The 11,655-nt window shown below is 67.1% G+C and carries 11 protein-coding genes and 2 pseudogenes; 11 read left to right on the top strand and 2 right to left on the bottom strand.

What is annotated here, in order from left to right; genetic code table 11:
• A pseudogene (locus VE172_RS12675) lies at positions 1-1,843 on the top strand (hypothetical protein); the annotation flags it as partial.
• A gap of 31 nt (positions 1,844-1,874) precedes the next feature.
• On the opposite strand, the gene VE172_RS12670 reads toward VE172_RS12675, so the two are convergent.
• Complete coding sequence (locus VE172_RS12670) at positions 1,875-3,362, bottom strand: aminopeptidase P family protein (RefSeq protein ID WP_324802078.1); 1,488 nt, start codon at positions 3,360-3,362, stop codon at positions 1,875-1,877.
• A gap of 133 nt (positions 3,363-3,495) precedes the next feature.
• Here VE172_RS12670 and asnB point away from each other — a divergent pair, with 133 nt between their 5' ends.
• The 3 genes from asnB to VE172_RS12655 all read left to right on the top strand — a co-directional run bounded on the left by asnB (position 3,496) and on the right by VE172_RS12655 (position 6,103).
• On the top strand, positions 3,496-5,430 hold the full coding sequence (asnB, locus tag VE172_RS12665) for an asparagine synthase (glutamine-hydrolyzing) (RefSeq protein WP_324802076.1): 1,935 nt from the start codon (positions 3,496-3,498) through the stop codon (positions 5,428-5,430).
• Positions 5,431-5,453: 23 nt separating this feature from the next.
• Complete coding sequence (locus VE172_RS12660) at positions 5,454-5,711, top strand: hypothetical protein (protein WP_324802073.1); 258 nt, start codon at positions 5,454-5,456, stop codon at positions 5,709-5,711.
• Positions 5,712-5,818: 107 nt separating this feature from the next.
• Positions 5,819-6,103, top strand: coding sequence for a hypothetical protein (locus VE172_RS12655; RefSeq protein WP_324802070.1), 285 nt, complete (start codon positions 5,819-5,821; stop codon positions 6,101-6,103).
• Here VE172_RS12655 and VE172_RS25450 read toward each other — a convergent pair.
• Positions 6,104-6,511, bottom strand: a pseudogene (locus VE172_RS25450) (thioesterase family protein); the annotation flags it as partial.
• 123 nt (positions 6,512-6,634) lie between these two features.
• Here VE172_RS25450 and VE172_RS12645 point away from each other — a divergent pair.
• From VE172_RS12645 to VE172_RS12615, 7 genes are all read left to right on the top strand, one after another.
• Complete coding sequence (locus VE172_RS12645; protein WP_324802064.1) at positions 6,635-7,087, top strand: PH domain-containing protein; 453 nt, start codon at positions 6,635-6,637, stop codon at positions 7,085-7,087.
• Positions 7,088-7,338: 251 nt separating this feature from the next.
• Positions 7,339-7,908, top strand: coding sequence for a translation initiation factor IF-3 (gene infC / locus VE172_RS12640; RefSeq protein ID WP_324802062.1), 570 nt, complete (start codon positions 7,339-7,341; stop codon positions 7,906-7,908).
• Between the two features lie 19 nt (positions 7,909-7,927).
• A complete protein-coding gene (gene rpmI / locus VE172_RS12635) occupies positions 7,928-8,122 on the top strand; it encodes a 50S ribosomal protein L35 (RefSeq protein WP_324802060.1) in 195 nt (64 codons plus the stop codon).
• A 63-nt stretch (positions 8,123-8,185) separates the two neighbouring features.
• Positions 8,186-8,557, top strand: a complete 372-nt coding sequence (gene rplT / locus VE172_RS12630; protein ID WP_324802056.1) for a 50S ribosomal protein L20 — start codon at positions 8,186-8,188, stop codon at positions 8,555-8,557.
• A gap of 1 nt (position 8,558) precedes the next feature.
• A complete protein-coding gene (locus VE172_RS12625; RefSeq protein ID WP_324802053.1) occupies positions 8,559-9,434 on the top strand; it encodes a TrmH family RNA methyltransferase in 876 nt (291 codons plus the stop codon).
• A 117-nt stretch (positions 9,435-9,551) separates the two neighbouring features.
• Positions 9,552-10,628, top strand: coding sequence for a phenylalanine--tRNA ligase subunit alpha (gene pheS, locus VE172_RS12620; protein WP_324802050.1), 1,077 nt, complete (start codon positions 9,552-9,554; stop codon positions 10,626-10,628).
• Between the two features lie 2 nt (positions 10,629-10,630).
• The coding region (locus tag VE172_RS12615; protein ID WP_324802047.1) for a phenylalanine--tRNA ligase subunit beta at positions 10,631-11,655 on the top strand (1,025 nt) is incomplete at its 3' end.

The following is an 11,655-nucleotide window of genomic DNA, read 5'->3' as shown; positions in this document are numbered from 1 at the left end:
TGCGCGCGATGCCGACCAGGTTCGGGCCTTGCTACCCAATGGGGCGGGCAACTTTGCCGTGGTCACCAGCCGTGCCAGTCTCCCCAGTATCGAACGCCTCGACGGAGCGTTGCCCGTCCATGTCGATACATTGAGCCACAGCGAGTCCGTGGACCTATTGAGTAGCATCATCAGCGCCGAGCGAGTCCGAGAAGAACCCGAAATGGCACACCGCCTGGCAGAGCTGTGCGGACATTTGCCGCTGGTGTTGCGTATTGCCGCTGCGACCATTGCATCACAGTTGGATACCAGCCTCGGCGACTTCGTGGCGGAGCTCGACGGACCCAAGCGCCTCGACAAGTTCGTCATCGACGATGATCCTCGAGCTGCCGTCGGCCAAACATTCGATCGCTCATTTGCGGTCCTAGACTCGGTCACCCAGCGCTTGTTCATGACGGTGGGTCTCATTCCCAATGAGGATTTCGTCCCAGAGCTCGCCGCGTCATTGATCGGACTTTCCGAAGAGGATGCCGCCCGCCAACTCGAAACGCTTGAACGATTTCACCTCATTGAGCAGTATCGCGCTGGTCGATATCGACTCCACGATCTGGTGAGGGAGTACGCCGCGACTCATGCACCAGAGCTGTTGAACACTGCGGAACGCCAAGCGATGCGGCTGCGGCTCATTGGCTGGTATCACGAGCATCGAAACAAACTCCCCGCCGAAGAGGGAGCCAACGTCATCAGGGTGCTCAAAGCATGGCACGGTCAGCCCGACGCCTGGCGGTTGGCCATTAGTTTGTCAGGATTCAGAACGGCGGAATTTAGACCACTGGAACTGTTGCGCCAAGCGGAAAGTGAGCTTCCCTTTGCTCGCGACTCAGGTGATGCAGATGGCCTCAGTTTGCTATATATATGTCTGGCCACATTGGTTAGTTATGTGGGAGACAGGGGTACGGCGGTTGACTACGCCCAGGAGGCAGTGCGCATAGCACCCGTCGATGGTGACGGGCACGTTCGCGGAAATCTTGCGATACACCTGCTACAGGCAGGTCATTATGCCAAGTCTGAACCGATTTTGCGCGCCGCGCGCGCCGCTGCGATGAGGTCGGGAGACAATCGGCTCATCGACAACTGCACGGGTGCTCTGGGCAACACCTTGCGCATTCTTGGTCAATGGGACGAAGCAGAGTCATTGCTGCGATCGCTTGTCGTGGGAAGGAAGCAGCCATCCGTTGCCGCACTTCTCCACTGGGGTCGCCTTGATGAGGATCTCGGTCGCGTCACCGTCGCGCGTGCGAAATACGATCGAGCGTTGTCTATCGCGAACGATAGTCCCGACGTCCGATTGAGAATCCTCGCCTTGGCGTACCGGGGATCACTTCTGCGAGGCGCAGGAGAACTGGATCTTGCGTATCATGACATTGCTGCCGCACTCGAGATCGGCGACAAGTCGGGGAGACCCGCGATTGGGTATGGTGCGCGCGAAATATTGGCGGAAATCCTTTGTGACGAAGGTCGATACATCGAGTCGATCGAACAGCTCAATCTGTTGCCACAGGATGAATCTGCGAAGTCCGATCGAGAGCTTGCCGCGCAAATGGCACGCGTCCGTTGCATGGTTTACCTCCGAACCGGCGATTTTGCTCAGGCGATCATGTTCGGTGGCAAGGCATGCCAGACGTTCGAGGTGATGCCCTATCCGCTGTATCGGGCCCGCACGCTCACGTTGATGGCGGACGCGTACTCGGGGCTCGGAGACACTTCTCGCGCAAGGGATTGTCGTAGCAGAGCCTTCACCATATTCGAGCGCCTCGGCGTCCCCGAAGCCGAAACCCTGCGCGCCCTGATGGGCAAGCACTGAGGCGGCGGCCCCCACACCGCCGCCCCGACTCCTACTCCAACCCCGCGATGTGCGGGCCCTTGTCCCGCTGCGTCGCCAGCCACTCCTCGACGTCATCGGCGGTGCGCGGCAAGCCATCCGACAGGTTCTCGCACCCGTCGGCGGTCACCCGCACATCATCCTCGATGCGAATGCCGATGCCGCGCAGCTCCTCGGGGACCAGCTCGTCATCCGTCTGGAAGTACAGACCGGGCTCCACGGTGAGCACATGGTTCTCGGCGAGCTTCCCCAGCCGATAGTTGTCCGCCCGCGCGTTCGCGCAGTCGTGCACGTCGATGCCGAGCATGTGCCCGAAGCCGTGCAGCGTCCAGCGCCGATACACCAGCGAATCGGCGTCCATCGCCTCGTCGACGCTCACGGGCAGAATCCCCAGACCCGACAGGCCCTCGGCCAGCACCCGCATGCACACCTGGTGGATCTCCGCGAAGTCGACCCCGGGCTTGATCGCGTCCATGCCCGCCTGCTGCGAGGCGTGCACCAGGTCGTAGATCTGGCGTTGCAGCGGCGTGAACCGTCCGCTGACGGGGATCGTCCGCGTGACGTCGGCGGTGTAGAGGTGTTTGTTCTCCACGCCCATGTCCATCAGGATCAGCTCGCCCGGGGTGGTGGCGCCGTCGTTGGTGATCCAGTGCAGCGTCGTGCCGTGCGATCCCGCGCCGACGATCGAGTCGTACCCGATGCCGTTGCCCTCCAGGCGAGAGCGCAGACCGAAGATGCCCTCGATGAGGCGCTCGCGGATCGAGCGATCGGACGGCAGGGCGCGGGCGACGTCCTCGAAGCCGCGCACCGTGATGTCGATGGCGTCCTGCAGCTGGGCGATCTCCCATTCGTCCTTCACCAGGCGCAGTTCCGACAGCACCGCGGCCAGTTCGGCGTCGCGGGTCAGCTGCTTGTTGCCCTCGGCGTCGGTGGCGGCCTCCTCGGCCTCCAGCTCGCGGTCGACGGACGCGTCGAAGCCGCGCAGCACCCGCGCCTTGTCGCGCTGCAGCTTCGACACCTCGGCCTCGAACTCCGCCAGGTCGCGGCATTCGATCCCCAACAGCGCCGCCATCTCGTCGAGGGCGTAGCGGCGGCCGACCCACAGCTCGCCGTACTGGGCGCTGCGGAAGAACTCGTCGGAATCCTTGGACTTGCGGGGGTGGCGGTACAGCACCGCGTCGTGCCCGCCGGAGCTGGGACGCAGCACCAGGACGCCCTCGGGGTCGTAGTCCCCGGTGAGCCAGGCGTAGTCGCTGCCGGCGCGGAAGCGGAAGAAGGTGTCGTTGGCGCGCACCTTCTCGGCGCCCGTGGGGATGATGAGGGTCTCGCCGGGGAAGGCCTGCGACACCGCGTCGCGGCGCTGGGCGTGGCGGGTGGCCTGAGGCACGGCGACCAGATCGGTGAGGCCCGACGGACCCCAACCGGTGCGCATGAACTCCAGGAACTTCTCCGGGAATCTCGGGTCGTGGCTGCGTTCGCCGGTCTTGGTGTTGTCGGACATGGGCGTGGCCTTCCTCGGGATCTTTGCCTTTCTCGACCGTAGCCCCGAGCGTGGCGGGGTGGAAGAGATGGGGCTCAACAGGTGATGAAGGCGGCGTTTTGGCGCCCGCGCGCCAGGTGCGAGGATGTAGCGCATGTGTGGACTGCTCACCTTCATCAGCACGGGAGCCACCGCCGAGGCGCGGCGGGCCGACATCACCGCGGCCAACGAGACACTGCATCACCGCGGGCCCGACGGGACGGGCCTGGAGATGGTCGACGACCACATCGCCATCGCCCACAAGCGGCTGGCGGTCATCGACGTCGAGTCCTCGCATCAGCCCCTGTGGTACGCCGACGGCCGCTACGTCATGACGTACAACGGCGAGATCTACAACTACAAGGAGCTGCGCGCCGAGCTGATCGAGCAGCACGGCGCCACCTTCGCCACCGAGGGCGACGGCGAGGTCATCCTGGCCGGTTACCACCACTGGGGGCCCAACGTCGCCAAGCGGCTGCGCGGCATGTTCGCCTTCGTTATCTGGGACCGGCAGGAAAAGCGCGGCTTCGGCGCCCGTGACCAGTTCGGCATCAAGCCGATGTTCCACCTCCAGACCCCCGAGGGCTTCTACTTCTCCAGCGAGAAGAAGGCCCTGATGCCGTTCATCGACCCCACGGCCCTGGACGAGGCGAACCTCTCCCACTACCTGACGTTGCAGTACGCGCCCGAGCCCGGCAGCATGCACCGCGGCATCGACCGGATCGCCGCCGGCCACTACATCCAGTTCACCATCGGCAGCGAGGTCGCCGCGACCCGCTACTTCAACCCCGACTTCCTGCCGCCCCTGCCGGTCGACAACCCGCAGCGCTGTTACGCCGAGATCCTCGACACCCTGCGGGAGTCGGTGCGGATCCACATGCGCTCGGACGTCCCCGTGGGCACCTTCCTGTCCAGCGGCATCGACTCCACCGGGATCGTGGCGCTGGCCCGGGAGTTCAACCCGGACATCCTCACCTTCACCGTCGGTTTCGACGTCCCCGGCCATTACAACGAGCTCGACGTGGCGCTGGAGTCCGCCGCCCACCTGGGCGTGAAGTCGGTCGGCACCAAGATCGGCCCCGAGGAGATGATGTCGGCGCTGCCCAAGATCGTGTGGCATCTGGACGACCCGGTGGCCGACCCGTCGCTGGTGCCGCTGTACTTCGTGGCCGCCAAGGCCGCCGAGCACGTCACCGTGGTGCTGGGCGGCGAGGGCGCCGACGAGTTCTTCGGCGGCTACCAGATCTACCGCGAACCCCTGTCGCTGCAACCGATCTCGGGCCTTCCCAGGGGGGTGCGCTCGGGGCTGCGGGCGGTGTCGAAGGTGATCCCCGAGGGCGTCAAGGGCAAGAGCTTCCTCGAACGCGGCACCACCGAGCTGGAGACCCGCTTCGTGGGCAACGCCAACATCTTCAAGGAGGAGGAGAAGCGCAAGATCCTGCGCAACTACGACCCCAACGTCACCTACACCGACATCACGGCGCCCTTCTACGCCGAGTGCGACGGCCTGGACGACACCACCCGCATGCAGTACGTCGACATCAAGACCTGGCTGCGCGGCGACATCCTGGTCAAGGCCGACCGCATGTCGATGGCGCACAGCCTCGAGGTGCGGGTGCCGTTCCTGGACGTCGAGGTGTTCAAGGTCGCCTCGAAGCTGCCGCTGGACGAGAAGGTGAAGCTGCGCGGCAACCACACCAAGTGGGCGCTGCGCCAGGCGCTGGCCCAGGTGGTGCCCCCGGCCATCGTGAACCGCCCGAAGATGGGCTTCCCGACCCCGACCCGGGTGTGGCTGGGCCGGGAGATGTTCGAGTGGGCCGACAACATCCTGGCCACCGCCGGGTGCGGCCACCTGATCGACCTGGAGTACGTGCGCGGGCTGCTGCGCGACCACCGCGACGGCAAGGCCGACAACAGTCGCAAGGTGTGGACGATCCTGGTGTTCTGCCTGTGGCACGCCATCTTCGTGGAGCGGTCCCTGGATCCGGGCGTGGAACGCGCCCAGTCGCAGCTGGCGTCCAAGCCCGCCGTGGGATCTATGGTTTCGTAGCGAAATCGGTTACCGTGTAGCGCATGGGCGAGACCGAGCGCGTGACCGTGGAGCTGTCATCCGAGGTGGTGGCGGCGATCCACAAGGTGGTCGGCGACGACGCCGCCGCGCTTTCGTCCTACGTGGTGGATGCCGTGATGTCGAAGCTCCACAGGGACCAGTCCCTTGCGGACCTTCAGGTCCTGTTCGAGCGCAAGGGGCAGGGCCCCAGTCCCGAACATCTGGCCTGGGCGCGCGATGTACTGGGGGTCGAGGCCGACGGCACCGAGGCGGGTACGTGATAGGCGGACGCATTCTCGATACATCCGCCCTCATTGGTTTCGCGGCCTCCTCTCCCTACCCACAGGCCGTCGTATGGACCGCCGCCGAACAGGGGATCGTGCTGGCCGTGCCGACCTGTGCCCTGGCCGAGGCCTGGTCCAAGGCGCCGCGCCGCGACCGGGACGCCTTGCGGGTCTTGCGATCCCTGCCGGTCGTGGTGACCCTGGAATTCGACACCGACGCCGCCCACGACGTGGGCCTGATGCTGTCGCGCTCGCGCCAGCACGGCGCGCTGTCGGCCGGTCACGTCACCTGGTGCGCGCAGCGCCGCCGCGGCTGGCCGGTCGTCACCGGGGAACCCCGCGCCCTGCTGGCCATCGATTCGACGATCGAGATCGATCGTTTGCCGTAAGTTCCGATTCACCTTGGACATGAACGTTTCGCGATTCACCAGCTGACGCTCCACTGTGCCCTCGGCGACCAGGGTGCCGTCGGCGTCCAGGATCGCCACCTCGAAGATCAGCCGGTTGCCGTCCCTGTGTCTCAACACCGCCTGCGCGGTCACCTTGCGGCCCAAGGGGGTCGCGGCGACATGGCGCAGTTCCACTCGGGTGCCCACAGTGGTCATCGTGGTGGGCATGCGGCGGGTCAGGGCCATCACGGTCGCGGCCTCGGCCAGCGCCAGCACCTTGGGTGTTCCCAACACCGGCACGTCTCCCGAGCCCAGGGACTGGGCGGTGTCGGCCTGGCAGACGGTCGTTTCGACCCGGCCGGAGATGTCGTCGACGGTGGCGTGGTGAAGATCGGGGAGTTCCTGCACGATTCCACTGTATGCGCCATGTGGCCGGTTTGACACCCTGCGTGCCGAAAGCCGCCCTCGCGGTACCAGGGATTCTGTGGGCCACTTATGGGGGCGGGCGCGGCGGCTGGCAGACTCCGAGCAATGAACAAGGTCGATTCGGGCTCCTCTCTCGTCGCCCGTCCTCGAAAGACCACTGTGGGCTGTTGGATCGCCGCCGTGGCGGTTCTGGCCGTATGCGTCGTGGCGTCCACCGCCATGACCGGCAAGACCGAGGGCGGCGGGGTGTTCCAGCGCGCCGACGCCTTCGCCATGGTCGGACTGGGGGTCCTCGCCGCGGCGGGCATCCTGCTGTTCGCCCGGCCCCGGGTGTGGGCCGACGCCAAGGGAGTCAGGATCCGCAACCTGTTCGGCTCCTACGACCTGCCCTGGCAGGTGGTGACGAAGGTGTCGTTCCCGCGCGGCGCGGCCTGGGCGATGCTGGAGCTGGCCGACGACGACGTGGTGGCGGTGATGGCGATCCAGGCGGTGGACGGCCAGTACGCCGTCGACGCCGTGCGCAGGCTCCGCAAGCTCCTGGCCGAGGCCAACGATTGAGCGTCTGCTATCGTTGACGATCGACCGACCACCGGCGTGTCCGGTGAGTTCGCGCAAGCGGAGCCCCGCTCCCACCCGTCCCAGCCGTTTCAGGTCGTTCGGGTCCGAGTCGTTTCACACGCGCCTTAGCGGTGTGTGCGAAGCGTGGGGCCCCGGCTATACGCCGGGGTTTCGTCGTTTGTGGGTTCTTCGCGTACGCGACCGGTCGCACGTGTGCACGTATCGCGTTACTAGGAGGTCCCATCAGCGATTTGCGCGTAAACGAACAGATCCGGGCCCGTGAGGTTCGGCTCGTCGGCCCACAGGGTGAGCAGGTGGGCATCGTCTCACTGGACAAGGCCCTGCAGCTGGCCGCCGACGTCGACTTGGATCTGGTCGAGGTTGCGCCCACCGCCCGTCCGCCGGTGTGCAAGCTCATGGACTACGGCAAGCACAAGTACGAAACGGCGTTGAAGGCGCGCGAGGCCCGTCGCAACCAGCAACAGACCGTCATCAAGGAAATGAAGCTCCGGCCGAAGATCGATGCCCACGATTACGAGACCAAGAAGGGTCACGTGATGCGCTTCCTCAAGGCCGGGGACAAGGTAAAGATCACGATCATGTTCCGGGGCCGGGAGCAGAGCCGTCCCGAACTGGGCCTGCGGCTGCTGAAGAAGCTCGGCGACGAGGTCGCCGACCTCGGCGGTGTCGAGTCCGCGCCCAAACAGGACGGACGCAACATGATCATGGTGCTGGCGCCCCACCGGGCCAAGCAGCCCGTGGCCCCGCGCCCGGACAAGAAGCAGACTGACGGTGCCGAACAGCAGTCGGTAGCCGAATAAAGGAAGACAAGGAGTTCCGATGCCGAAGATGAAAAGCCACAGCGGCATGCGCAAAAGGGTGAAGATCACCGGTTCCGGGAAGCTCCGGCGGCAGCGTGCCAACCGGCGCCACTACCTGGAGCACAAGACCTCGCGCCTGACGCGGCGGCTTGCCGGCACCGTCGACTTCGCCAAGGCGGACGTCAAGAAGGTCAAGCGACTGCTGGGCAGGTGAGCCCCTTTTCGACAAGGCAATCGTCCGCCTGAGGACGCCAAGAGCAACTGAGGAGAAACACCCGTGGCACGCGTTAAGCGGGCACTCAACGCCCAGAAGAAGCGTCGCACCACCCTGGAAGCCGCCAAGGGCTACCGGGGACAGCGGTCCAGGCTGTACCGCAAGGCCAAGGAGCAGCTGCTCCACTCCTACGAGTACTCCTACCGGGACCGCAAGGCCCGCAAGGGCGACTTCCGTCGGCTGTGGATCACCCGCATCAATGCCGCCGCCCGCGCGAACGGCATCACGTACAACCGGTTCATCCAGGGACTGAAGGCCGCCGAGATCGACGTGGATCGCAAGGTGCTCGCCGACATCGCCGTCACCGACGCCGACGCGTTCACCGCGCTCGTCGAGGCGGCCCGCTCGGCGCTGCCGGCGACCAACGCCGCCTGATATGCCGGCTTCCCCATCCGGGACGACCCCGCTGACGCGGACGTCGTCCCGGATTGCTGCTGCCCGCAAGCTGACGCGGCGCAAGTACCGCGACGCCCGGCGGCGCTTCCTCGCCGAGGGACCCAACGCGGTGTCCGCGGCGCTGGGGCGTGGCGGGGTGGTGCGTGAGCTGTTCGCCGCGGCCGACGCGCTGGAGCGGCACACGCCGCTGGCGGCGGCCGCCGAGCAGCAGGGGGCGCGGTTGAACGTGGTCACCGCCGACGCGCTGGCGTCGCTGTCGGAGACCGTGACTCCACAGGGGATCATCGCCGAGTGCGAGTTCGTGGACGCGGCCCTGGCGACCGACTCCCGCCTGGTCGCGGTGCTGGACGGCGTCTCCGACCCCGGCAACGCCGGCACCATCCTGCGCACCGCCGACGCCGCCGGGGCGGGCGCGGTGGTGTTCCCGCACGGCGCGGTCGACCCGTACAACGGCAAGTGCGTGCGCTCGTCGGCCGGGAGCCTGTTCCAGGTCCCCGTCACGCGCGGCGGCGACACCGCCGACCACCTCCGTCGGCTGCGCGACGCGGGGCTGAGCGTGCTGGTCGCCGACGCCCACGGCGACGTCGACCTGGACGACGCCGACGACCTGCTGCGCCGTCCGACGGCGTGGATCTTTGGTTCCGAGGCGCACGGGCTGCCCGAAGCCATTGCGGCCCAGGCAAACGCGCGGGTCCGCGTGCCGATCTACGGCGCGGCCGAGAGCCTCAACCTGGCGACCGCCGCGGCGGTGTGCCTGTATGCTTCAGCCAGGCAACAACGTTTAAGGAGAACCGAGATGTCGTGCGCGATGGCGCAGATGTTTATGCGGCCCGCCGGTGGCGGGCTGCGGCGGTAATTCTCCATACCCTCAATCGCTTCAGTCCTCATCGGTGGGCGGACGGCCGCGCCGTGAGCAACCTTCCCTAAACTGCTGCGGGGCGGCGTGCCCTGCGTACCGAGAGTCTGTGAAGCGATGAGTTATCGAAGCGACCCATACGATCCGAAAGAGGCCGTGAACCTGGCGCCCGAGGCGCTGGACGCGGCCGTGGCCGACGCCGAGAAGGCGTTCGCCGACGCCGCCGACGCCGAGGCGCTCGCCGCCGTCAAGCCGGCACACCTGGGCGATAAGTCGCCGATCTCCCTGGCGCGCCGCGAGATCGGCTCGCTGCCCCCGGCGGCCAAGGCCGACGCGGGCAAGCGGGTCAACGCCGCCCGCCAGGCCGTCACCGCCGCCTACGACCGGCGCTCGGGCGTGCTGGCCGCCGAGGCCGCCCGGCGGGTGCTGCGGGAGGAGACGGTGGACGTGACGGTGCCGGTGCGGCGCCAGGCGTCCGGCGCCAGGCACCCCATCACGCTGATGGCCGAGCGCGTCGCCGACTTCTTCACCGCCATGGGTTACCAGATCGGCGAGGGCCCCGAGGTCGAGCCCGAGTGGTTCAACTTCGACGCGCTCAACATCAGCCCCGACCACCCGGCGCGCACCATGATGGACACGTTCTATCTGGCGTCCGCCAAGCGCCGCGAATCCGGTCTGGTGCTGCGCACCCACACCTCCTCGGTGCAGATCCACACGATGCTGCACCAGACCCCGCCGATCTACGCGGTGTCTCCGGGGCGGGTGTACCGCACCGACGAGGTGGACGCCACCCACTCCCCGGTGTTCCACCAGACCGAGGGCCTCGTGGTCGACAAGGGCATCACCATGGCCCACCTCAAGGGAACCCTGGACCACTGGGCCAGGGCGATGTTCGGAGAGGACGTCAAGACGCGGCTGCGTCCGTCCTACTTCCCGTTCACCGAACCCAGTGCCGAGATGGACGTCTGGTTCACCGCCCACAAGGACGGTCCACGGTGGATCGAGTGGGGCGGCTGCGGCATGATCAACCCGCGGGTGCTGCGGGCCTGCGGCATCGACCCGAACGTCTACAGTGGCTTCGCCTTCGGCATGGGCATCGACCGCGCGGTCATGCTGCGCCACGACGTCACCGACATGCGCGACATGTTCGACGGGGACGTCCGCTTCCCGCTGGCACTCGGAACGGAGGAATAGCGATGCGAGTCGCACTGTCATGGCTGCGGGAATACGCCGCGCTGCCCGCCGACCTCCCGCTGGCCGACCTGGACGCCGCCTTCGTCCTGGCGGGCCTCGAGGTCGACACCGTGGAGGACCTGCGCGACAACGTGACCGGACCCCTGGTGGTCGGCCACGTCGAGTCCATCGAGGAACTCACCGATTTCAAGAAGCCGATTCGTTACTGCCAGGTCGACGTCGGCGAGGACGCCCCGCGCGGGATCGTCTGCGGCGCCCGCAACTTCGCCGCCGGCGACACCGTCGTGGTGGCGCTGCCCGGCGCGGTGCTGCCCGGCGGATTCGCCATCGCGGCCCGCAAGACCTACGGCCACGTCTCCGACGGCATGATGGCCTCGGCCCGCGAACTCGGCGTCAGCGACGAGCACGAGGGCATCATCGTGCTGCCGTCCGACGCCGACGTCAAGCCCGGTGCCGACGCCCGCGCCGTGGTCGGCCTCGACGAGGTGATCTTCGAACTCGAACTCACCCCCGACATGAGCCACTGCTTCTCGATGCGCGGCATCGCCAGGGAGGTCGCCCACCGTCTCGGCGTCCCCTTCACCGACCCCGCGGGCCGCCTCGACGCCCAACCCGAGGTCACGGCGACGCCTCCCCACGAGATCCGCGTCGACGACACCGTCGGCTGCGACCGCTTCGCCACCCGCGCGGTGCGCGGCGTCGACCCCGACGCCCCGTCCCCACAGTGGATGAAGCGTCGGCTGTCCCACGCGGGCATGCGCCCCATCAGCCTGGCCGTCGACGTCACCAACTACCTGATGCTCGAGCTCGGCCAGCCCATGCACGCCTGGGACCTCGCCACCCTGCGCGGCCCGCTCGTGGTGCGCCGCGCCGCGGCGGGGGAGAGGCTCACGACCCTGGACGACGTCAACCGCGCGCTCGATCCTGAGGACCTCGTGATCTGCGACGACACGGGCCCGCTCTCCCTGGCGGGCACCATGGGCGGCCAGACCAGCGAGATCTCGGCGTCCACCACCGACGTCCTCAT

The sequence above is a fragment of the Stackebrandtia sp. genome (genome assembly GCF_035643755.1).
GTDB lineage: Bacteria > Actinomycetota > Actinomycetes > Mycobacteriales > Micromonosporaceae > Stackebrandtia.
This window is presented reverse-complemented; position numbering and strand designations above follow the sequence as displayed.

What these genes read in the sequence shown, in the direction of transcription:
- VE172_RS12670 (WP_324802078.1), bottom strand. Translation starts at nt 3,362, where the DNA reads ATGTCCGACAACACCAAGACCGGCGAACGCAGCCACGACCCGAGATTC.
- asnB (WP_324802076.1), top strand. Translation starts at nt 3,496, where the DNA reads ATGTGTGGACTGCTCACCTTCATCAGCACGGGAGCCACCGCCGAGGCG.
- VE172_RS12660 (WP_324802073.1), top strand. Translation starts at nt 5,454, where the DNA reads ATGGGCGAGACCGAGCGCGTGACCGTGGAGCTGTCATCCGAGGTGGTG.
- VE172_RS12645 (WP_324802064.1), top strand. Translation starts at nt 6,635, where the DNA reads ATGAACAAGGTCGATTCGGGCTCCTCTCTCGTCGCCCGTCCTCGAAAG.
- rpmI (WP_324802060.1), top strand. Translation starts at nt 7,928, where the DNA reads ATGCCGAAGATGAAAAGCCACAGCGGCATGCGCAAAAGGGTGAAGATC.
- VE172_RS12625 (WP_324802053.1), top strand. Translation starts at nt 8,559, where the DNA reads ATGCCGGCTTCCCCATCCGGGACGACCCCGCTGACGCGGACGTCGTCC.
- pheS (WP_324802050.1), top strand. Translation starts at nt 9,552, where the DNA reads ATGAGTTATCGAAGCGACCCATACGATCCGAAAGAGGCCGTGAACCTG.